Below are 21,250 nucleotides of genomic sequence, written 5' to 3'. Positions count from 1 at the left end.
CCACAAGTGAGCCTTATCGTTTTCTTAAAGTCAATTGGTTTCAATGTTTTTGTAGGGACTTGAATATGGCCGCAACCCGTATTGCCGGGGACGAAGTCAAATCGATGGTGCGCCAGGGCACCCGCAAACGTATGTGTTTTGGCTTTTGTCTCGATAAAAGTAACGATCCGGTACTGATGATCGAACCGGGTAAAAAACCCGAGGCGCTTGGCGCGGCATTGAAAAAAGCCGGGGGTGGGCCGCCAATGATCTGGGGCACATTTGTGGTGCGGTCGGATCAAATGGAAATGATCTGCGAAAAGGTTTCGGCCAAGGTCACAACCCAGCTGAAGAAATTTCTGCGTAAGAATCAGCCGAAGGTCAACGTGCTGTTCTTTGACAAGGGCGGCAATCTTCTGGACAGTCTGAAGCCGGAAAAATCCGGCGCCGTGGTCAGGGACGACAAGGTTGCAGATTTGGCCCCTCCCACCGGCAGCGGCTCAGGCGCCAAGGAGCTGGTGCAAAGGTTAAAGAAAATTCGCCCGCGCATTGCCTTGGCGCCGGGCCCTCTTGAGACAAAACTGAACCGGGCGCTAGCCAAGACCGTCAAGCAGGTCAACGACGGCAGGTTGCAAGAGGCCGAAACGCTGGTCTCGATGATGGAAATGGCGCTGGCCAAGATCGGCAAGACGGTGGACAGCGCAGAAAAAACCCAGTCCGACGCGCAGCGCAGCCGGGACAAGATGTCTCTGGGCGCCGGGGTGAAACGGGCACAGGGGCTGCGTGCCAATGTTGCCCGCAGCCCCGGCGGCGCGCGCAGTAAACTGGACCGGGCGATACATCAGGCTGCCAGACTATTGAAATCCCGTGATCTGAAGGGCGCCAACAAGATGATGGATCAAATCGAAAAGGCCCTGATGACACTCAGCTGAGCAAGACAACAACGGAGACACAGATGAATTTGAAATCCATGGTTGCTGCAGGCTTGCTGGCGACACTGCCGGTGACACTGCCGGTGACCGGCCATGCCGAAACCGGCCAGTTAACAGGCCTGCTAAAGGTCGAGTTGAACAAGGTAGAAGAGATCGAAGGCGGCGGCTGCCGGGCGTTCTTTCTGTTTCGAAACCAAACCGGGAAAAGCTTTGCTGGCTTTGAAATGTCGCTGGCGATTCTGGACGGACAAGGGGTGATCGACCGGTTGCTGTCGATTGACGCCGCACCGCTACCGGTACAGCGTACAACCTTGAAACTATTCGAAATTCCGCAGATTTCCTGCGCCAATATCTCGGAAATTCTACTGCATGATGTGACCTCATGCCAACCGCAGAACGAGGATCAGATGGATTGTTTCCCAATCCTAGAGCTGGGCTCGAAATCCTCTGCGCAGCTGGTGAAATAGCGATGGCGGCGATTTTCGAAATGCTGACCACCGGCGGTCCGGTGATCATGTTGCTGGCGGTGATGTCGGTGTTTTCGCTGTCCCTGATCGGGGTCAAACTGGCGCAGTTGTGGCGGGTACGGTCCGGCGAAGACAGCCGTGGCCAGGCCTTGGAGTTCTGGAAAGCAGGCGCGCCTGAAAAAGCCATGTCGGCGATGTCCGACGGGCGCTCGCCGGCAGACCGGGTGATGCGCTATGCCATGCAGGCCCTGAGCGAAGGCCTGAGCGGCCCGCGTCTTGAGGGCGAGCTGATGCGCCGCGGCAACGCCGAAGTGATGCAGATGAACAGCCTGATCCGGTTGCTGGAGCTGATCGCCATGGTCTCCCCTTTGCTGGGGTTGCTGGGCACGGTGCTGGGCATGATCCAGTCGTTTCAGGAGCTGGAACTGGCGCAGGGAGCAGCCAATGCATCGGTGCTGGCGGGCGGCATCTGGCAGGCGCTGCTGACCACTGCCGCCGGGTTGCTGGTGGCCATTCCCGCCGCCATCGCCGCCGGCTTGTTTGCCGCCCGTATCGATGGTGCCGCGCAGCTTATCGAAAGCGCCGTTGGCCGGTTGCTGCTGATCCATGAGACCCGTTAGCGCAGGTCTCCCATGAACCTCAAGCGTCCGGCCCATGCCGGGGCCCTGATCTCGCTGGTGCCGATGGTCGACGTGATGTTGATCCTGTTGGTGTTTTTCATGGTCACCTCGACCTATCTGAACCTCGACATGATCCCCGCTGTGCGCCCGTCCGAGGCTGGCGCGGCGCAGGCCTCGGCTACGCCAGAGGGAACGGTCATGATCCGCATTGGCGCCGATGGGGCGATGGTGGTGCAGGGCACCCCGCTTGATGCCACCGCCCTTGGCCTGCGGCTGGTGCAGGAACTGGCCGAGGAACCGCTGATGCAGGTGCTGATCCTGCCCTCGGGCGCGGCGCCGACCCAAGCGCTGATTTCAGTGATGGATGCCGCCGCAATGGCTGGGGTGCAGCACCTGCGGGTGCTGCGGCTGGAGCCACGCCGATGAAGCTGACCCGCCCCAAACGCGCCGCACAGTCGGAAACCATCGTGGCGCTGATCGACGTGGTGTTTTTCCTGCTGGTGTTCTTCATGCTGATCGGCCGCATGGATGCCACCGCGCCGTTTGAGGTCCGCCCGCCGATCGCCCAGACCGGGCGGGATATGCCGGCCGGCGGCATCACTCTGGCGATTGCCGCCGATGGCGCCTTGGCGCTGGATGGCGACGACATCAGCAAGCTAGATCTGGATGCGGCGCTGAGTGCACAGCTGGAACGGCAACCCGAGTTGCGCCTGCGTATCAACGCCCACCGCGCTGCCGAGCTGCGCCATGTTCTGCCCTATGTCACCCGCGCCGAGACGCTGGGAATACGCGATGTGGTTCTGGTGGTCACCCCCGAGCGCGACCAATGACACGACACCCGGCCATATGGTTTGCTGGCCTGTCTGGCTCGGTCTTGGCGCATCTGGGTTTTGCCGCCGTGTTGTTGTGGTCCCTGCAACCCGATCCGGTGGACCAACAGCCCAGCCCCCAAAGTGAGCTGCAGTTGCAGTCTTATCGCGTTCCCCGCACCGAAGCGGTGCCGCAGCGGCCCGCGGCCGATCCCGCCGCGCAAAGCGAGGCAGGCGGCGAAGCCGTCGCTGCTGGGGCGGTGCCACAGTCAACAGCCCAGAGCATCGCGCCAAAGGGCTCTCAGCTGGCCCAGGCCCAGCCTGACAGCACCGCACTCACCGCAAAACAGGACCCTCCACCGCAGGCCAAGCCGTTGGAAACACGGGTCAATGCGATGCCTCCAAGCCCTCTTCCATCGCCGCAGTTAGCGGCCGCAACGGCGCCAAATCCGGTTGCCGCCAAACCAGCGGCGCTGGTGGTATCACAGGCGAGCGAGACCGCGCACCCTGCCCTGCCGCCGCTGACCGCGACCTCGGTGCAGCCCAGCACTGCGGCCTCTCTGATCCCTGTTCCCCGACCCGTGCTCCCCGCAGCTGCCGCCAGCACGGCAACTCTGCAACTGCCCCCTGATGCCCAGCCGCTGGCGCTGACCCAACCGGACAGCAAGCCCAGCCCGCAACAAGAGCCCGAACCAACAGCTGTGGCCGAGCACCCCCCTGCCCCGGTCAAAGCAGCCCTGTCAGACCCCGAAGTGCCCCATATCAAGGCCGCGCTGGCCTTTTCCGGCGCGGGCGCAGACCAGGCCGATCCGGTGTCTCTGGCCGCCTTCCAGAGCTTCATGAGGCCCGGCGACATCGCCTCCACGGGTGACACATTGCGCGATGGCGTGGGTGGCATTCTGGCGGCGGTGCCCTGTTCGCGATTGCAGGTCCAGTTTGATCCCGAAACCGCCACCCTGGCCCTGCGCGGCCACCTGCCAGAAGTCGGATTGCGCGCGCCGGTGCTGGCGGCTTTGCAGGCACAAATGGGCGCCGATATCCACGTCTCGGACCAGATGAAACTGTTGCCCCGGCCGCAATGTGGCGCGCTGGCGGGCATTTCAAATGTCGGCTTGCCGCAAAGCACCGACCAGATCACCAATCCGCTGCTGATCGGCTCTGACACCCACGCGCAGGTCTTGGACTATGTTCAGGGTGAGCGCATGTTCTTTGATCTGACCGCGCCCGATTATGATGCCTATGTCTATGTGGATTATTTCGATGCAGGAGGTGCAGTGCTGCACCTGACCCCCAATGACGCGGTGCCGCTGAGCCTGACAACGGCGCAAAGCCGCATGCGGGTGGGCGCCAAAACAGCTGCGGACAGTGGCCTGCAAATCACCGTCGGCCCGCCCTATGGTCAGGAAATCGCAGTGGCCTTTGCCGCCTCGCATCCGCTGTATCCCGGGGTGCGCCCGCTCAGTGAAGAGGCCGCCGGCTATCTGAGCTGGCTGTCCGAGCGCGTCACCGAAACGCGCGCGACCTACCCCGGCTTCAAAGGCGAATGGGTGTATTTCTTTGTCACCACAACTGCGCAGTAGCGGCATGGCTGCCCGGCTCATTCAAATCCTGCTCAAACCTCTCCCGCGCCCGCAGATGCCCCAACTGCGTTGATCCACCTTGGCGGCCTTGGGCGTGGCACCGCGCAAGCGCGGTGCCACGCCCAACGGAAGGCGCGCCTTCGTCAGAAGGCCAACGACGGGCGGGAGTATTGATTGTCTTAGGCCGACAGGCTCGTCCTATTGGCAACCACCCGTGGCCCAGCTTTTCAGGGCGCGTTTCATGACGCCGCCAAAGGGGTGCTGTTTGGACAGCGACCGCTGCATGGTCAGGCTGAGATAGGCATTTGCCTGGTCGCACAACCGCTCGCGATTCCACTGGTGACAATTCGAGCATGTCTGATCTTTCCAATAAGACTCGGGCAGGCCTTCGATTGGCGGAAATTCAGGTGAGCCGGTGATCAGCTCGGCCAGAGATTTGCCCGAGACGGGATCCAGACCCGAAACCAGCGGGCTGGCAAAGGTAACGGGCCCCGCCTCGGGTTGTGTTGGTAGCGGAGAGGGCGCGGCGGTGGCTACCGCCACAGTCCCTTCATCTGGTCCGGCGAGCGGATCTGCACTGCTTCCCTTGCTCAGCGCCATCACTTCTGATCGGGCCATTTCCGCGTAGGTTCCGTCCGGGTAGGCTTTCAGATAAGCCTCATAGGCTGCCAGGTTGCCATCGGCCTGAGCCGACTGGAACAGCAGGTTTTCCGTGTCACCTGGCGGCGCAACGGGGTCGGTGGCCGGAGGGGCCAGTTCCGCGGCGATCACCTCGGACAGTAACAGACGGGCGGCACCGGCATAGTCGCCGTCCGGATATCCGCGCAGGAACAGTGTCAGTTGCACCGGATCGCGGGTGGCCTGCACCGATTGCCAGACCTGCAACTCGCCGGCCTGGGCCTGAGTGGGCTGCTCCGGCTTTTCGACAAACCGGAAATCGCTGACCAGAGAGGAGGCATCCCAGGGCGTCTGCAATCCGTTGCTTTGCTTCAGCACCGACCGGCGTACCTGTTTGAACAATTGTTCAATGGGCTGACCGGGCACCAAAATCTGCTCGACCACCGCCTTGGTAAAGGGGCTGTTTTGGTCCTGCCCGTCGAGCGCCACACTGCCGGGCGCGGTGGCATAGGCCAGAAAGGTGCCGGTGGGCGCCTTCATCTCGGCCAGACCATTGTCGTTCAGCTCGGAAATGTCGCTGAACGGATTGTTGCGACAGGCGTCAAGGATCACGATATTGGTGCGGTTGCGCGCCGAGGCCATCTGCCGCAGCACCGACTGAGCTTCCACCGCGACAAGATCCAGATCCGCCGCATCCGACAGCGTCACATCTACCGGCAGCAGGTAGTTGTTGCCAAAGCTTTGCACCCCGTGACCGGCGTAATAGAACAGCCCGGTGGCATCACTGCCGGCCTTGCGCAGATCGCGGCCAAACTGGGCAATGGCCCGTTTCATATCAATCTGGCTTGCGTCGCTCAGCAAGGTCACCCTGAACCCCACCTGGGTCAAAGCCTGCCCAATCAGTTCAGCATCGTTCACAGGGTTGTCCAACGGCGCCACCGAGCCGTAAGAGGAATTGCCAAAGATCAGCGCCAGCCGTTCTTCGGCATTGGCGCGGCTGCCCCAGCCAAATGGGACAGCCGCACACAGGATCAGCAGTCGAAAGATCCACCAGACTTTTTTCACAGACAAATCTCCAAGCAAATTGACGATGGCAGCACAAAAAGCTGCCGGAAATTATTTGGCAAACTATCGCGCTCCTTGCCTTGGGGCGCAAGTTTCCTGTTAGTATACATATATCCCGTTAAGTTTGTGCTTTGACTTTTTTTCGTCGAGGTTGGATTTAAAATTTTTAGAAAGAGGTCTCTTCATGCGGCTATTTCCATCTCTCTCTGCGTTGTTGCTCATCTTTTGGCCAGGGTTTCTGCTGGCACAGAGCCCTTTTGAAAACGGCTGGCAATTGGATCAGGCGGCGTCGAACATCACCTATATGTCGATCAAAAAGGGCCATATTGCCGAGACAAACAGCTTTGCCACTGTCAATGGCCAGATCAGCGAAGACGGCACCGCGGTGCTGACCATCGCGCTGGATTCGGTTGATACCAAAGTCGATCTGCGCAACGTGCGGATGCGTTTTTTGTTTTTCGAAACATTTTTGCACCCGCAAGCTATCATCACCACGCATTTGGACGCCGCAATCCTGGGCGATCTGTCAGACCTGCGCCGAAAAGAAGTAACACTGCCATTTTCGCTGTCATTACATGGGGTTAAGGCTGAATTGACGGCACCTGTCATCGTCTCTCTGCTGTCGAATGACCGGATCAACGTCGCCACCGTCAAGCCGATCCCCATTCTGATGAAGGATTTCGGGCTAGAACCCGGACGGGCAAAACTGGAAGAGGCGGCGGGGGTGACGATCACGCCGCTGGCCATTGTCAGCCTGAACCTGACCTTTGACCGCACCGCCCCCGGATCTGCGCCGCCGCCGGCAACGCCTGTTGTGACCGCCTCAGCGGCAATGGAGACCGAAGGCAATTTTGACCGCACCGCCTGTATTGGTCGCTTTGAAATCCTGTCCCGCACGGGCAGCATCAATTTTGCCCCGTCTGCGGCCCGGCTCGAGCCCAGCTCAACAGCCCTGTTGGACACGCTCTATGACGTCGTCAGCCGTTGCCCGGATCTGGTCATCGAAATTGGCGGCCATACCGATAGTCAGGGCAAGGCATCGTGGAATCTGGGATTGAGCCAGCAACGCGCCACCGCGGTCTCGGATTACCTGCAGGCCAAAGGAATTGCCCAGGCCCGCATGAATGTAGCCGGATATGGCGAAACAAAGCCCCTGGTGCCCAATAACACCGCGCAGAACCGGGCCAAGAACCGCCGTATCGAATTCTCAGTAGTGAACTAAGCCGCCTGCCCTAGTGGCGACAACCAGTCGGGTAACCCGCATGGGTTACCCGATGTGCGATATCACCGATAGAATGGCCTAGGAGTCATCCTCTGGCGCATTATCGAGGGCCTCAAAAAAGGCTGCAATTGCCCCCTCAAGACGGCGCTGGTCAATGGTCGAGAAGTCTTTCTCCATGGCCATCTCAATGCGTCCGTTGCGCGCCAGACAGCGGACTGTCCCCGCGGGGACAGTGCAGCGCAGGGTGGTTTTGGCGCTGTCCACACGGGCTGCAGATCTGGCCGGAGATCTGGCCGCACGGGGCACCGACCGATCCAAGCCAGCACGCAGAATGGCCAATTCCTGCTCCGCCGTTTGCGGCTGCTCCTCTTGCAGTTTCCGCCGAAGCGCCGCCTGCTGATCGCCGTCATCGCCTAGACGTTTCTTCAGATCCAGACCCAGCGCGCGCGGGATCATTTCAGCGAACCGCAGATCCTCTCCGAGCCATTCCAGCAATTCGGCAAAATGGCGCACGTAGCTGCGCTTCTGACGACCGGTCGAGACATACAGCGTGCTGATAGCCTGCTCCAACGTGGTGGCCTCGGTGGCGTCGTCCTGCATATAAGACAGCGCAAGTTGGGCCATTTCCGCAAAGGAGATATCCCGGCGCACCAGATTTTCATCCACCATGCGGCGGTACAGGCCCTGCAGGGTTTCCCCTTGCGCCACCAGCCCAGCGGGGATTGTCGCATATAGCGCGTCGCCGGTTTCGGCGTACAGCGCCCGGTAAGCCGCCAGACGACGAAAGCCCTGAACCAGCTGATAGCCATCGCCATCCTGTTCAACCCTAATGGGGTTGGACAGGCCAAGACTGCGGATCGAAGTGATCAGCTCGTCCAGATCCACATCCCGGGTCAAACTGCGGTCGCGAGTCAGTTTTGTGGTTTCAATCTGGTCCAGCGGAATCCGATCCACCATCAGTCCCAGCTTTTTCAGCCGCACAAACTCATGCGCCAACCGGTCGTTTTCAGCGCGGATTTTCTGTTCTGCATCCGCCCGCACCCGCAGCGCGTCGGCATTTTCCGAGATCGCGGTGGCCATAGGACCGCGCCGGGGTTCGGCGACGGGTGACGGCTCTGTCCCCGCGGGGACAGGGGGGGCTGCGGCTTCGGGTGGGGCACTGGGGAAGTTGATGTCAAAGACGCGACGCTTGCTCATGTCTCATCCTCCAACCCATCCCAGGCCAACAGGGCATTGGTCTTGAATTCACTGTAGGCCTGATCAAAGGAGGCCCGCGCCCGGCGCCAAGTCTCGCGGGTCATATCGCGATAGTCTATCTCGTATATCGAGCTGAGGAAGCGGCCGGATTGCTCCACCGCACGGGTCATTTCAATCGGGTGTTCGGCCAGTCGTTCGCCGAACACATTGCCAAAAGCATCGCGCATGGCCCGGTGCAGATCATTGCCCGATTCATAACGCGTCAGCAGGAACCGCACATCCTGAAACACCTTGGGCAGGGTGGCTGTCCCGGTGGGGACAATGCCGTTGAACGCCGACAGATCCTCCAGGGCTTCGGACAGCTGGCCGATAAAGGAGGTGGTGGAATCATATTCCCAATAGCCGGGGCCGGAGGGGATATAGAGCATGTCGGCAGCAAACACCGCATTCATTGACTGATAGCCAATGGCCGGCGGGCAATCGAAAATCATCAGGTCGTAATCCTCGGCCGGGATCTGATCCAGATAGCGCGACACCGCCGCAAAGAATGACCATTCAGGATTGAGGTGGCGATACTGCGCACTGGCGAATTCAACAAAGGCGGCATTGGCACAGCTGGGCACCAGGTCGATGGTGGGCCAGCTGGTGGATTTGATGAAATCGCTGACCCGCAGATCCTGCAACCCCATGTCGGTGATCGCCTCGGGTAGGCGACGGTGGGGCAGGGCGGCGCCGGATTCGGCACCCTGAGAGGTGGCGTTCATCCGCTCGGTCTCGCGGACCAGATCACGGGCCATGATGCCCCAGACGGTATAATCCTCGGTCACGTCGTTCAGCCCCATCGAATGGGACAATGTGGCCTGCGGATCAAAATCAACGCAGAGCACCCGGTAGCCGTCCAGCGCCGCGGCATGGGCAAAGTGCAGCGCCACGGTGGATTTGCCGGCGCCGCCCTTGAAGTTGGAGATCGCCACCCGCAGCGCCCGCTTGCCCGCCGGACGGTCCGGCATCAGCGACTTGCGGTTCACCTTGATGCGGCGCCGCAGCTCGTTGATCTCTTCCAGCGAATACCAGCGCTGCCGCCCGTCGGCCTCGACCTGGCCCTGAGGCAGGCTGGGGTCGGCAGCTAGGCGACCGCGCAGGGTGGATTGGTTGACCTTGAATATCAGCTCGGCCACCTCCCAGCTGGAAAAGCGACGCAGCTTTTTCTCCATCTCGGGCGAGAAAGTCTGCTGCCTGATCCAGCTTTGCATCTTGAGCGATTTGGCCTGCATTTGTGACAGGTCTTGGTGGGTAAACATTTACGATCCTCATCTCTGCTCGACGTTTGCGTTTTATGTGGACGCAAATTCCGCCTTACTGGGTATTTACGGCGGATTTGCAAAAAACGCAAAAGCTATTATCGTCTAATGAGGTGTTCCGTCCCCGCGGGGACGCAGCCCTGTATAGCGGATTCAAAGGGGCCCGAGCGATTCGCAGCGATCTGCCGTAAGCGATTCGAAACACTTGATATAAAGGGCATATTTAGGGGGACATGATTTACCCCCACACCGCATATTGGGGGACATTTTTGCGCCAATAGGGGACAGACAGCATGTCCCCCAATACCATTAATACCAATAAATATTTTGAAATAGGGATTAGGGTCAGCGTACAAATCACAGAGGGCTTGACAGAATCAAGCAAAAGGACGCAAATCAGGCAACGGTGACGAATAGCGCTGAGTTGGCCCGGTTGGAGACACAGCCAAGAGCCAGCCAGTGGCAAATCAGTCTACCATGATCCTGGCCGGTGATGCCGGGACATCTGAGGTACAGACCTGCGGCTGCGCAGGATGTTAACACGAGGGCAGAGATGCTTGCTAGTAAACCCGCCGGGCGCAATGCTTCGGTTATCAAATATGATATCCTCACAGCGCTGGGAACGCATGCGCTGGCCTCCGACAAGGGCAAGCAACGGTTGGTGCTGCGACTCATGACCCTGATCACCGCCCGCTACAACTGGAGCCGGGATGAGCTGGCGGTGGGTCAGCGCGAGATGGCCCGCATGTGGCATGTGGATGAACGCACCGTAAAGCGCGAGATGGCCAAGCTGCGGGCTCTGGGCTGGCTGGTGGTCAAACGTCAGGGCTATCGCGGCCGGGTCAGTGAATACGGCATCAATCTTGAGCGTATTCTCAGCGACACCCAGGATATCTGGGCCGCGGTAGGGCCGGACTTTGAACAGCGCCTCAGCGGCGATGATGCAGTACCCAGCAATGTGGTGCCACTGCCGGTCAGCAGCCCGGCGCCAGCGCCGGATCTGTCAGATGGCAGTGAATGGAGCCTGACCAAGGGGCTGATGCATGCGGAGGATCCGGCAGGCTATACCGCATGGGTTCAGGCCCTGACCCGGCAGGGCAGAGCAGGCGGGCGGTTGACGCTGATCGCCCCGAGCCGGTTCCATGCCACCTATGTGATGGCACATCTGATCCCACGCTTGTTGGCGGCCTGTCGTGATGTAGACCCGGATGTCAGTGATATTGTGGTGGTGTCCTGATGGTTGCGGTGGCTGACGCTGACTTATAGGAGAGACGGCAGGCGTATCCGATGATCAAGAGGTAGCAAGAAATGAGCAATGCGGCGGAGGATCGGATCTGTGTGATTGGCCTGGGCTATGTCGGGCTGCCGCTGGCTGTGGAATTTGGCAAGCAGCGCCATGTGGTGGGCTTTGATATCAATCAGGCCCGCATTGATCAACTCAACGCCGGTCAGGATCTGACCCGCGAGATAGCCCCGGATGAACTGGCACAGGCCCGCCAACTGCGCTTTACCAGCGATGTCACGGAAATAGCCGATTGCCGCATCTATATCGTCACCGTGCCAACCCCGATTGACACCAGCCGCCGCCCCGATCTGGGACCGCTGGAACAGGCGTCGCAGCTGGTGGGCAGGGTGCTGGCGCCGGGGGACATCGTTATCTACGAATCCACCGTTTACCCCGGCGCCACCGAAGAGGATTGCGTGCCGATCCTCGAGGCGCAGTCCGGGTTGAAATTCAACCGGGATTTCCATGTGGGCTATAGCCCCGAGCGGATAAATCCCGGCGATAAATCCCATCGGTTGACCACAATCGTCAAGGTGACCTCGGGCTCGACGCCGGAAACCGCGGATCGGGTGGATGCGCTGTATAATGAGATTGTCACCGCCGGCACCTACCGCGCCGAGAGCATCCGGGTGGCCGAGGCCGCCAAGGTGATCGAGAACAGCCAGCGCGATATCAACATCGCGCTGATCAACGAGCTGGCAAAGATTTTCAACAGGCTGGAGATCGACACCGAGGCGGTGTTGAGGGCGGCGGGCAGCAAGTGGAATTTCCTGCCGTTCCGCCCCGGGTTGGTGGGGGGCCATTGCATTGGGGTCGATCCCTATTACCTGACCCACAAGGCGGAACAGGTGGGATATCACCCCGAAATCCTGCTGGCCGGACGGCGGTTGAACGATGGTATGGGCGCGTATGTGGCTCAGCAGATGATCAAGGCGATGCTGAAGCGTCGTATTCAGATGGCGGATGCGCGGGTGCTGGTGCTGGGGCTGACGTTCAAGGAAAACTGCCCCGACCTGCGTAATACCCGGGTGATTGATGTGGTGCGGGGGCTTGAGGAGTTTGGCGTCGCGGTGGATGTGCATGACCCCAATGTCGCCGCCGCCGATGCGCAGGCGGTGTTTGGCTTGGATCTGGTTCAGAATCCGAAGCAGGGCGACTATGAGGGCATTATTCTGGCGGTGGCGCATGACGAATTCCGCGCCATGGGTGAGGCAGAGATTCGCGCTCTGGGCCGTTCCGGTGCGGTGGTGTATGATTTGAAATATGTTTTATCTGCGGAACAATCCGACCTGCGCCTTTAGAGCTTGTTCTTTGGGGGCGGCTATTGAACTGCCGCCGCGGCAGTGGCATGCCTGATGCCTACCCGGGCTGCGGGACAGATTAACGATTGGCAACTGAATGACCAAAACAGCACTTATCACCGGGGTGACCGGTCAGGACGGCTCTTACCTAGCGGAGCTTCTGTTGGAAAAAGGCTATGAAGTGCACGGCATCAAACGCCGCGCCAGCTCGCTCAACACCCAGCGGGTGGATCACATTTATCAGGATCCCCACACCGATCATGCCCGTTTTAAACTGCATTACGGTGATCTCAGCGACAGCTCCAACCTGACCCGGATCCTGCAGGAGGTGCAGCCGGACGAGGTCTATAACCTCGGGGCGCAGTCTCATGTAGCGGTCAGTTTTGATGCTCCCGAATACACCGCCGATGTGGATGCCATGGGCACCCTGCGGCTGCTCGAGGCGATCCGCTTTCTGGGACTGGAGAAAAAAACCCGGTTCTATCAGGCCTCGACCTCGGAACTCTACGGTTTGGTGCGGGAAACCCCGCAGACGGAGACCACACCGTTCCACCCGCGCAGCCCCTACGGCGTGGCCAAGATGTACGCCTATTGGATCACCGTGAACTACCGCGAGGCTTACGGCATGTATGCCTGCAACGGCATCCTGTTCAACCACGAGAGCCCGCGCCGCGGTGAGACATTTGTCACCCGCAAGATCACCCGTGGGCTGGCCAATATCGCGCAGGGGCTGGAGGACTGTCTGTACTTAGGCAATATTGATGCGTTGCGCGACTGGGGCCATGCCAAGGATTATGTGCGGATGCAGTGGATGATGCTGCAGCAAGACGCGCCTGAGGATTTTGTCATTGCCACCGGGGTGCAGTATTCGGTGCGCCAGTTTGTGCAATGGTCAGCCGAAGAGCTGGGAATCACGCTGGAATTCTCGGGCAGTGGTTTAGACGAGATCGCAACGGTTGCTGCAATTGCCGGTGATAATGCCCCGGCTTTGAGCGTCGGCGATGTGGTGATGCGGATTGACCCGCGGTATTTCCGCCCCGCCGAGGTGGAAACCCTGTTGGGCAATCCGGCCAAGGCCAAGGAGAAACTGGGCTGGGTGCCTGAAATCACCGTGCAAGAGATGTGCGCTGAAATGGCGGCCGAGGATCTGAAAGCTGCACGCCGTCACGCGCTGTTGCAGCAGCACGGTATGGACCTTCCGGTCGCGGTCGAGGGGTAGGGACATGCGGATCTATGTGGCAGGCCATCGCGGCATGGTCGGCGGTGCCATCCTGCGCCAGTTGCAGGCGAAAGGTGATCATCAGTTGATCACCCGCACCAGTGCTGAGCTGGACCTGACCGATCAGGCAGCAGTGCAGGCGTTCTTTGCCGAGGAGAAACCCGATCAGGTGATTCTGGCGGCCGCCAAGGTGGGTGGCATTGTCGCCAACAACAGCTATCCGGCGCAATTCATTTATGAAAACCTGATGATTGAGTGCAACGTGATCCACGCCGCCTATCTGGCTGGGGTGCAGAAACTGCTGCAACTTGGATCATCCTGTATCTATCCAAAAATGGCCGATCAGCCGATGGCTGAGGCGGCGCTGCTGACTGGCCCCCTGGAACCCACCAACGAACCTTATGCCATTGCCAAGATCGCCGGTATCAAGCTGTGCGAGAGCTATAACCGGCAATATGGCACGGATTATCGCTCGGTGATGCCGACCAATCTTTATGGGCCCGGTGATAATTTTCACCCCGAGAACAGCCATGTGCTTCCCGCGCTGATCCGTCGCTTTCACCTGGCGGCGCAGTCTGGTGCTGACGAGGTGGTGATCTGGGGATCGGGCAAGCCCCGGCGGGAGTTTCTGCATGTGGATGACATGGCGGCAGCCAGCCTGTTTGTGCTGGGTCTGGACGCCGAAATCTATGCCGCCAATACCGAATCCATGCTGAGCCACATCAACGTCGGTTCGGGCAGTGATATCAGCATCCGAGAGCTGGCCGAGATGGTTGCAGGTATCACCGGATTTACTGGCAAGATCACGCAAGACGCCTCAAAACCTGATGGCACCATGCGTAAACTGATGGATGTGTCGCGCTTGGCCCAGATGGGCTGGCACTCCAGCATTGCGCTAGAGGACGGCATCAAGGGCACTTATGATTGGTTTTTAACTTTAGACACGGACGAATTACGTCAAAAATAGCGGTTAGGATCGTTTTATGATTTCCCCCATTCTTCTTTGCGGCGGCTCTGGCACCCGGCTTTGGCCGCTGTCGCGTAAAAGCTACCCAAAACAATTCTCGCCACTGTTGGGGGAGACGACCCTGTTTCAGGCCTCGGCGCAGCGATTGGCCGGGGATGGCTACGGCGCGCCCTTGGTGCTGACCAACTCGGATTTTCGCTTTATCGTGACCGAGCAATTGGCGCAGGTAGGCATTGATCCCGGTGCCATTCTGATCGAGCCCGAGGGCCGCAATACCGCTCCGGCTATTCTGGCGGCGGCGCTGTATTTGCAAAAGACCGACCCCGAGGCGCTGATGCTGGTGGCACCGTCAGATCACGTGGTGCCCGATGCCGCAGCCTTTCGCGCTGCGGTGGCAGCAGGTGAGGCGGCGGCGCGTGAGGGGCAGCTGGTGACCTTTGGTATCAAGCCGACCCACGCCGAAACCGGCTATGGCTATCTGGAGCTGCAGGGGGACGCGGGTGATTTCTCGCCGCGGGCCATTGGGCTGAAGCGCTTTGTCGAGAAACCCGATGCCGAGACGGCAGAACAGATGCTGGCGGCGGACAACTACCTGTGGAACGCCGGTATCTTCCTGTTTTCGGTGCAGACGATTGTGGATGCGTTTCGCACCCATGCGCCAGAACTGATGGATCCGGTGCAGGCTTCGGTGGATCAGGGGCAGCCCGATCTTGGGTTCCTGCGATTGGATCCACAGGCCTGGGGCGGCGCCGATGATATCTCTATTGACTATGCGGTGATGGAGCGGGCCGATAACCTGACCGTTGTGCCCTTTGCCGCCGGCTGGTCCGATCTGGGCGGCTGGGATGCGGTCTGGCGCGAGGCCGGGCCGGATGCGAATGGCGTGGTGCTGTCGCCCAATGCCACCGCGATCGACTGCGAAAACAGCCTGCTCAGGTCCGAGGACGCGGGCCTGGAAGTTGTCGGTATCGGGCTGAAGAACATCATTGCCGTGGCGATGCCGGATGCGGTGCTGGTGGCGGATGTCAGCCGGGCGCAAGACGTGAAGCTGGCAGTGGCGGCGCTGAAAGAGAAGCAGGCGGCTCAGGCGACCGCCTTTCCCAAGGATCACCGCCCCTGGGGCTGGTTTGAGAGCCTAGTGGTGGGCGAGCGGTTCCAGGTCAAGCGCATCGTGGTGCATCCCGGTGCGGCGCTGAGCCTGCAAAGCCATCATCACCGCTCTGAGCACTGGATCGTGGTTGAAGGGACCGCCAAGGTGACGGTGGACGGTGAGGTGAAACTGGTGACGGAAAACCAGTCGGTCTATATCCCGCTGGGCGCGGTGCACCGAATGGAAAACCCCGGCAAACTGCCGATGGTGCTGATCGAGGTGCAGACCGGCAGCTATCTGGGTGAGGACGATATCATTCGCTACGATGATGTTTATGCGCGCAGCTAAAGGGGCTGGGCTCTAGGTCGTTGGTCTAAATGGCCCGTCCGCCACTCTGGCAGGCGGGCCATTTTTGTTTCAAAGGTCAGGCCGAGACAACTTTCAACTCGGTGATCTGAGCCATTTCAATGGTGCCGTCATTGCTGACCTTGATCCGACTGCCGGTCTCCAGTTGATCCAGCCCCTTGCAGCCCACCAGCATCAGGATGTCTTTCTCGCGGGCAACAATCGCCATATGGCTGAGCCAGCCGCCGACCTCGGAAAGCACCGCGCCGGAGCGCTGCACCATTGGCAGCCAGGCAGGGTTGATCATCCGGCAAACCAGAATGTCCCCATCGCTGAAGCCGTCAAATGTGGCCGGGTCAATGGCGCTTTCGTCCTCGACCCAGAACACCCGCCCGGTGACGTTTTGCTGGCCCGAGACACAGGTGCCGCCAAGGCTGTCATCGCCTGCTTGAGCTAGCCTGCCCAGTGACAGCATTTCGCAGTCGCGCAGGGTCAGGCTGACCGCCGTGGGGGCCGATTTCTGGCGCAGCTCGGCCTGATCCTTGCGGATTTGCGCCGTCTGTCGAGCCTCGGGCTGGCTCCAGTCAGCGGATAGCAACTCATCCAGTGTCAGGTGAAAGATCAACGCGTCCAGTTTGGTGACACGGCCAAGGGCCAGCACAGCGCGGCGAATTTCGCAGACCACGCGCAGGGCTTCGTGTTTGGCCTGTTCCTTCAGATCCTGGAAGGCCACCGCCAGTTCCAGCACCTCGCTTAGCTCTCCCGGCAGATTTGCAGGTGGCGGGGTCGTGGGGGCGAGGTCTGCCGTGGTGTCAAGCAGCGACCACAGCAGGGTAGGGGCCTCAATATAGCGCGGCGAGCTCAGCTCGTAGTCAAAGATTGAGCGGTGGCCCATCAGTTGCAACGCCCGTGTTTGGGCGGATTTTCCCCTGCAGCTGGCGATCAGGCTAGACGGCGCATTGGGCAGTGCAGCCTGCATCAGCTGCGCGCGCAGGGCGGGATTGTCTTGCGCTGCCGCACTGGCCTCGCCCATGGTGAAACCGGCCAGAATGTTGATCTTTTCAGCTTCGACATAGATGTCCTGCACCAGCAATTGTTGCAGCGTGTCGATGGTCTCAACCAGCTTGGGCAGCGGCAGGGCGGTATAATCCACCGCCTGCCACAGGGCCAATTGCGCGGCCAGTTCGGGCATCACTTCACCCCGGAACGTCTCGACCATCGGCCGGGCCTGCTTGCGCAGTTGTTTGGCCTTGGAGGTGCTGACGTTCAGCGTCATGCCCTGTTTCAGCGCCACATCAACGTAGGTTTTGCCAAACAGGTTGACCATATGGCCATCCGGCCCTTCGGGCAGGCCATAGGGCACTCCCAGTTGACGGCAGGCCAGATCGACGCTGCCACCGGGCGACCACATGCGCCCCATCAGCGAGAAGGACAGCGGGGTGGGGCGCGGCAGCACCTCGGACATTTCATCCTGTTCCAGTATGGGTCGATCCGGATCGGCATCGGCAAAGCGGTCCAACACGCCGCGCCATTCGGCGAGACGGATTTTTTCCTGCTCGGAGCCGAGATTGAGCGTAGTGATGTCGCGGCTTTGGACGATCTGAAACTGGCCATCGGCATAGGCCCATTCCACGTCTTGGGGGCAGCCAAAGGTCTGCTCGATCTGGCGGCCTAATTCCAATAGTGGGGCCAGGTCTAGGGTCTGATCCTGCTCGGCATCGGCGGGCATGCCAGTATAGCGGCCAAAGCGCAGCGAGGTTGGGGTGACGCGACCCGAGACCAGGTCCTCGCCACAGCCATTGACCCATTCGATCATAACCATACCGGGGGCGGTGGGGTCTTGGGTGAACATGACTCCGGCGTATTCCGACTGCACCATCTGCTGCACCAGAATATTGCCCGCGTTTTCGTCAGTGGCGCCCAGATCATAACTGGCAGCGCGGTCAGAGGTGAAGCTGGCGACCACCTGGTCCAGCGCATCGCGCATGGTGTTAGCTGTCACATCCAGCACGGAATCGAACACCCCGGCAAAGCTTTGATCGGCGCCGTCTTCGTTGCTGGCCGAGCTGCGCACCGCACAGGGTTTTTCACCGGCAAGACGCCAGATTTGCGCCGCAAATGCATCTTTTTGGGCAGCAGACATCTGACGGAGATCGGCAATCGCCTCAGACCGAACCACAACACCGCCGGGCACCGGCAGGCCGGCGTTTTTCAGGATCGACAGCCGCAGAGCTTTGTTGCCCGAGCTTGCCAGTTCCTCGCTATAGCCCATGGGGATGACACCACGCGGCAGGCTGCGCAGCGCGGTCTTGTGTGAGCGAACCGCAAGAGCTTGGCGCAGGCGACTGAACAGGCCGGTGACATAGGCGCGTTGCACCAGCAGCAGCGTCAGGCTGCAGCACAAATAGGCGTTGGCCGCTGCACCAAGGGCAAACACCATGGCAAACAGCGCCGGCATGCCAAGACCAAGCCACAGCATGGTCTGGCGTGGGGTCTTGGCCACGGCCCAGGCCAGATAGATCCCGGCCAGCGCGGTGAACAGCAGCGGCAGAATAAAGGTGGGATCGGGCTGGCCCAGATCCGACATCCACAGGAACGGGATTTGCAGTGTGGTGCTGGCCTGTTGGGCAGCGGATACACCGATCATCATCACCGGCAGGAACAGCAGCGCCGTCAGGTTGCGCATCGGGGTCAGCCCCTTGTCTGCGTAAAAGGCCTGCACCGCGCGGGCCTTGCGGACCGGATCGCCGGTCAGCTTATCCTTGACGGCCTTCAGCTCATCCGCAGTTGCGGCGGTGGTGATCTGATCGCGTTCGGATTTCAGCGCCACCGGCAGGATCAGCAACCGGGTCAGCAGTGACAGACCCAATAGCCCCAGCAGGATATGGCTGCGCGCGTGGATCCACAGCAATCCGGTAGCAACGGCAGATATAGCCTGATCCCACAGGCCTAGCTGTTGGGCCGCTTGCCAGTCCTGAATATGCGGTTTTGGTGCGGGCGGAATAAAGAACTCCCACGGCAGGGTATAGCGGCCACGGAAATCAAAGCCTTTTTGTGCCAGTTCCAGCCCCAGCACCTGACCCATAAAGCAGCTGCGGCGATCATAGCAGGCGGCAATGGTGGGTTTGCTGGGGTCCAGCGCCTCAATGCGACGCATCAGCTCGTCCGTTGGCAGGGCGCGAATGGGGATGTTCACCGCCCCCGGCAGGTGGCCGGTTTCAAAGTCGCCGGGATAGCGGGTGTCGACGATCTGCAGGGCTTCGGTGTCGAGCAGTGATTTGAAATCATCGGTGCCCAGCAAGACGTCCTTGCCTGGGTATTCTGGAATGGCGCGCAGGTCGGACAGCGATTTGACCTGCGCGTCGCTAAAGCCGTTGCCCTCAACAATCCATTTTTCAATACCGCCTGAGATAAAGCGGCAGTCAATACCCATTGCAGCCAGTTTTTCGCAGGTTTCCGAACTGCGGTTGCCATTGTGGCAGAACAGAACGACGGGCTGATTGCCGGTCACCGGCTGCGACTGCAGGAAATCTGGGAACCGGATGTGGGTTGCACCCGGAAGCGTGCCCATGGCGTTTTCGCCTGTTTCACGGACATCGTAAAACTGCGTAACACCGCCCTCTAGCAAAGCAGCTGCCTCCCGGGTTGAAATCGCCAACGGATGATCCTCTTGCTTTAAAAAGCTGGTTTCCTTCAGCGTGGCATCCTTGATCGAAGTGCCGGAAAACTGTGCCGGTCGCACCAGGGTGGCCTGTAATCGGGCCAGTTCAGTCGAGGCCTGTTTTGTGTATTGCCAGTAGTTTAGGGCCAATAGCCCGCCTGCAAAAAGGACCAGGGTTGCGATCAGCCGGACCGGGTAACGCAATGCGGCTCCGCCCTTTTTGGGCGCGAAGCCAAGCTTTGTCGCGACCAGTGCGCCGACGCCTGAAAGCATCGCAAAGCCAACGGCAAGCACCTGCCCCAGGGAGGAGACGGAGCCGATCACCAGTTCGGGTGAGGGGATTGCGTGTGCGGTGGCGGGCAGCAGCAGAACCGCTGCGGCGGCAGCCGCAATTGCACGGCTGAACCGGGTAGCCCACTGCAGGAGAAAGGGTTCAATGTAATTTTTCACGTGTGTCCGCGCCGGTCGATTTTGCGCCGGTCCATAAAACTTATGTCAAGTTGTCATGAAAACGTCATGAATCTTACCGTTTGGTTAACGGACCAGAAGAAATCACTCAAAGCGGCAAATTGGGGGGGGATTTGGATCAAGTTAACCTTATCTTCTAATTGGTGTGATCAGGTTGGGTTTGGGAATCAACTGGATTAAGTGGCAGACTTGCAACCTGAGGAAACGTTATGACCTTTGTATTTTCCATTGTTCGAAAAATCAGTCGTTACTTGCCCAAACGTCGCTTGGCCGCCCAGCTCGGGGCTGTTGCTATTGCCGCCGGGCTCAGTGCCCTGCCAATGACTGCCCAGGCAGATCTGACTCTGACTTTTGGCACCTATGCCGCCGACAAACCAACCGACACAGTTCGGCAATATCGCCCGTTCCTATTGTTCCTGGCCGAACGGATGAGCATGGAGCTGGGGGAAACGGTCACCATCAAGATGAAAATCGCCAAGGAATACCAAGCCGGGATTGACCAGCTGGCCAGTGGCGAGGTGGATTTCGCCCGTTTTGGCCCAGCCTCTTATGTGCATGTCATGGCGCGAAATTCGGGCGTTCAATTGGTGACAATGGAATCCAAAAATGGCGCCAAGCGTTTCAAAGGTGTCATCGTGGTTCATGCGGACAGCGACATTCAATCGCTGGACCAATTGTCCGGACGCAGCTTTGCCTTTGGCGATGAGCTGTCGACGATTGGCCGCTACCTGGCGCAGGCCCATCTGCTGGAGGCTGGCATCAGCAGTGCCGCGCTGCAGGATTTTGCCTACCTTGGTCGCCATGATCTGGTTGGCGAAGCAGTGGGGGCCGGCCGGTTCTCTGCTGGCGCCCTGAAAGAGAGCACTTACAAGAAGCTGGTTGCCAAAGGAGTCCCCATTCGGGAGCTGGTGTCGTTTGATAATGTCACCAAACCCTGGCTGGCCAGTGCAGATGTGCCGCCCCGGATTGTGGCAGCCATGCGACGGGTCATGCTCTCGTCTGAGAACGATGAGATCGTGCGCCAGATTTCGAAAAACGGATTTTTGGAGGGCACCGATGCGGATTTCGATTTTGTCCGCCGAGCAATGACCCGAAGCACCTTATTTTAAAGAGCATGAAAGACA

General features: G+C 59.8%; 17 protein-coding genes. 13 read left to right on the top strand and 4 right to left on the bottom strand.

Annotated features, from left to right (window positions below):
* Positions 1 to 65: 65 nt before the first annotated feature.
* The 6 genes from QPJ95_RS23780 to QPJ95_RS23755 are packed head-to-tail and all read left to right on the top strand — an operon-like array spanning position 66 to position 4,387.
* Entirely contained in the window at positions 66 to 911 is an 846-nt protein-coding gene (locus QPJ95_RS23780) for a hypothetical protein (RefSeq protein WP_270919738.1), read from the top strand.
* A gap of 38 nt (positions 912 to 949) precedes the next feature.
* Entirely contained in the window at positions 950 to 1,378 is a 429-nt protein-coding gene (locus tag QPJ95_RS23775; protein ID WP_390923949.1) for a hypothetical protein, read from the top strand.
* Positions 1,379 to 1,380: 2 nt separating this feature from the next.
* A complete protein-coding gene (locus QPJ95_RS23770) occupies positions 1,381 to 1,998 on the top strand; it encodes a MotA/TolQ/ExbB proton channel family protein (RefSeq protein ID WP_270919740.1) in 618 nt (205 codons plus the stop codon).
* Between the two features lie 12 nt (positions 1,999 to 2,010).
* Complete coding sequence (locus QPJ95_RS23765; protein WP_270919741.1) at positions 2,011 to 2,424, top strand: ExbD/TolR family protein; 414 nt, start codon at positions 2,011 to 2,013, stop codon at positions 2,422 to 2,424.
* Positions 2,421 to 2,828, top strand: a complete 408-nt coding sequence (locus QPJ95_RS23760) for an ExbD/TolR family protein (protein ID WP_270919742.1) — start codon at positions 2,421 to 2,423, stop codon at positions 2,826 to 2,828. Before QPJ95_RS23765 ends, QPJ95_RS23760 begins: the two co-directional genes overlap by 4 nt.
* The gene (locus QPJ95_RS23755; protein ID WP_270919743.1) at positions 2,825 to 4,387 is read left to right on the top strand and encodes a DUF4384 domain-containing protein; all 1,563 of its coding nucleotides are present in this window, start codon (positions 2,825 to 2,827) and stop codon (positions 4,385 to 4,387) included. Before QPJ95_RS23760 ends, QPJ95_RS23755 begins: the two co-directional genes overlap by 4 nt.
* Positions 4,388 to 4,585: 198 nt before the next feature.
* Here the strand turns inward: QPJ95_RS23755 and QPJ95_RS23750 are convergent, their stop codons facing one another.
* Positions 4,586 to 6,070 (bottom strand): caspase family protein, encoded by a 1,485-nt coding sequence (locus QPJ95_RS23750; RefSeq protein ID WP_270919744.1) that lies wholly within the window; start codon positions 6,068 to 6,070, stop codon positions 4,586 to 4,588.
* 184 nt (positions 6,071 to 6,254) lie between these two features.
* On the opposite strand from QPJ95_RS23750, the gene QPJ95_RS23745 reads away from it, so the two are divergent.
* A complete protein-coding gene (locus tag QPJ95_RS23745) occupies positions 6,255 to 7,292 on the top strand; it encodes an OmpA family protein (protein WP_270919745.1) in 1,038 nt (345 codons plus the stop codon).
* A gap of 78 nt (positions 7,293 to 7,370) precedes the next feature.
* Here QPJ95_RS23745 and QPJ95_RS23740 read toward each other — a convergent pair whose 3' ends face one another.
* Both QPJ95_RS23740 and QPJ95_RS23735 read right to left on the bottom strand, forming a co-directional pair.
* On the bottom strand, positions 7,371 to 8,489 hold the full coding sequence (locus tag QPJ95_RS23740; protein ID WP_270919746.1) for a ParB/RepB/Spo0J family partition protein: 1,119 nt from the start codon (positions 8,487 to 8,489) through the stop codon (positions 7,371 to 7,373).
* Entirely contained in the window at positions 8,486 to 9,790 is a 1,305-nt protein-coding gene (locus tag QPJ95_RS23735) for an AAA family ATPase (protein WP_270919747.1), read from the bottom strand. Before QPJ95_RS23735 ends, QPJ95_RS23740 begins: the two co-directional genes overlap by 4 nt.
* A gap of 553 nt (positions 9,791 to 10,343) precedes the next feature.
* On the opposite strand from QPJ95_RS23735, the gene QPJ95_RS23730 reads away from it, so the two are divergent.
* The 5 genes from QPJ95_RS23730 to QPJ95_RS23710 all read left to right on the top strand — a co-directional run bounded on the left by QPJ95_RS23730 (position 10,344) and on the right by QPJ95_RS23710 (position 16,000).
* The gene (locus QPJ95_RS23730; RefSeq protein WP_270919748.1) at positions 10,344 to 11,027 is read left to right on the top strand and encodes a hypothetical protein; all 684 of its coding nucleotides are present in this window, start codon (positions 10,344 to 10,346) and stop codon (positions 11,025 to 11,027) included.
* Between the two features lie 71 nt (positions 11,028 to 11,098).
* Positions 11,099 to 12,376 carry a Vi polysaccharide biosynthesis UDP-N-acetylglucosamine C-6 dehydrogenase TviB gene (gene tviB, locus QPJ95_RS23725; RefSeq protein WP_270919749.1) on the top strand — a complete coding sequence of 426 codons (1,278 nt, stop codon included), beginning with the start codon at positions 11,099 to 11,101 and terminating at the stop codon, positions 12,374 to 12,376.
* Between the two features lie 97 nt (positions 12,377 to 12,473).
* On the top strand, positions 12,474 to 13,595 hold the full coding sequence (gmd, locus tag QPJ95_RS23720) for a GDP-mannose 4,6-dehydratase (RefSeq protein ID WP_270919750.1): 1,122 nt from the start codon (positions 12,474 to 12,476) through the stop codon (positions 13,593 to 13,595).
* A 4-nt stretch (positions 13,596 to 13,599) separates the two neighbouring features.
* The gene (gene fcl, locus QPJ95_RS23715) at positions 13,600 to 14,562 is read left to right on the top strand and encodes a GDP-L-fucose synthase (RefSeq protein WP_270919751.1); all 963 of its coding nucleotides are present in this window, start codon (positions 13,600 to 13,602) and stop codon (positions 14,560 to 14,562) included.
* A gap of 16 nt (positions 14,563 to 14,578) precedes the next feature.
* A complete protein-coding gene (locus tag QPJ95_RS23710) occupies positions 14,579 to 16,000 on the top strand; it encodes a mannose-1-phosphate guanylyltransferase/mannose-6-phosphate isomerase (RefSeq protein ID WP_270919752.1) in 1,422 nt (473 codons plus the stop codon).
* 76 nt (positions 16,001 to 16,076) lie between these two features.
* On the opposite strand, the gene QPJ95_RS23705 is transcribed toward QPJ95_RS23710, so the two are convergent.
* Positions 16,077 to 19,931, bottom strand: a complete 3,855-nt coding sequence (locus QPJ95_RS23705) for a PEP/pyruvate-binding domain-containing protein (protein ID WP_270919764.1) — start codon at positions 19,929 to 19,931, stop codon at positions 16,077 to 16,079.
* A gap of 515 nt (positions 19,932 to 20,446) precedes the next feature.
* Here QPJ95_RS23705 and QPJ95_RS23700 point away from each other — a divergent pair.
* A complete protein-coding gene (locus tag QPJ95_RS23700) occupies positions 20,447 to 21,235 on the top strand; it encodes a PhnD/SsuA/transferrin family substrate-binding protein (protein ID WP_270919765.1) in 789 nt (262 codons plus the stop codon).
* Positions 21,236 to 21,250: the final 15 nt, after the last annotated feature.

This window comes from Parasedimentitalea psychrophila (assembly GCF_030285785.1).
Taxonomy (GTDB): Bacteria; Pseudomonadota; Alphaproteobacteria; order Rhodobacterales; family Rhodobacteraceae; genus Parasedimentitalea; species Parasedimentitalea psychrophila.
Note: the sequence above shows the minus strand (reverse complement) of the source record. Positions and strands in the feature narration are given on the sequence as shown.

Bases quoted from the DNA above. Each gene is read 5' to 3' on its own strand.
- tviB (WP_270919749.1), top strand. From the start codon at position 11,099: ATGAGCAATGCGGCGGAGGATCGGATCTGTGTGATTGGCCTGGGCTAT.
- QPJ95_RS23710 (WP_270919752.1), top strand. From the start codon at position 14,579: ATGATTTCCCCCATTCTTCTTTGCGGCGGCTCTGGCACCCGGCTTTGG.
- QPJ95_RS23730 (WP_270919748.1), top strand. From the start codon at position 10,344: ATGCTTGCTAGTAAACCCGCCGGGCGCAATGCTTCGGTTATCAAATAT.
- QPJ95_RS23700 (WP_270919765.1), top strand. From the start codon at position 20,447: ATGACTGCCCAGGCAGATCTGACTCTGACTTTTGGCACCTATGCCGCC.
- QPJ95_RS23705 (WP_270919764.1), bottom strand. From the start codon at position 19,931: ATGCTTTCAGGCGTCGGCGCACTGGTCGCGACAAAGCTTGGCTTCGCG.
- QPJ95_RS23765 (WP_270919741.1), top strand. From the start codon at position 2,011: ATGAACCTCAAGCGTCCGGCCCATGCCGGGGCCCTGATCTCGCTGGTG.
- QPJ95_RS23760 (WP_270919742.1), top strand. From the start codon at position 2,421: ATGAAGCTGACCCGCCCCAAACGCGCCGCACAGTCGGAAACCATCGTG.
- QPJ95_RS23755 (WP_270919743.1), top strand. From the start codon at position 2,825: ATGACACGACACCCGGCCATATGGTTTGCTGGCCTGTCTGGCTCGGTC.
- QPJ95_RS23770 (WP_270919740.1), top strand. From the start codon at position 1,381: ATGGCGGCGATTTTCGAAATGCTGACCACCGGCGGTCCGGTGATCATG.
- QPJ95_RS23780 (WP_270919738.1), top strand. From the start codon at position 66: ATGGCCGCAACCCGTATTGCCGGGGACGAAGTCAAATCGATGGTGCGC.
- gmd (WP_270919750.1), top strand. From the start codon at position 12,474: ATGACCAAAACAGCACTTATCACCGGGGTGACCGGTCAGGACGGCTCT.
- QPJ95_RS23735 (WP_270919747.1), bottom strand. From the start codon at position 9,790: ATGTTTACCCACCAAGACCTGTCACAAATGCAGGCCAAATCGCTCAAG.
- QPJ95_RS23775 (WP_390923949.1), top strand. From the start codon at position 950: ATGGTTGCTGCAGGCTTGCTGGCGACACTGCCGGTGACACTGCCGGTG.
- QPJ95_RS23740 (WP_270919746.1), bottom strand. From the start codon at position 8,489: ATGAGCAAGCGTCGCGTCTTTGACATCAACTTCCCCAGTGCCCCACCC.
- QPJ95_RS23745 (WP_270919745.1), top strand. From the start codon at position 6,255: ATGCGGCTATTTCCATCTCTCTCTGCGTTGTTGCTCATCTTTTGGCCA.
- fcl (WP_270919751.1), top strand. From the start codon at position 13,600: ATGCGGATCTATGTGGCAGGCCATCGCGGCATGGTCGGCGGTGCCATC.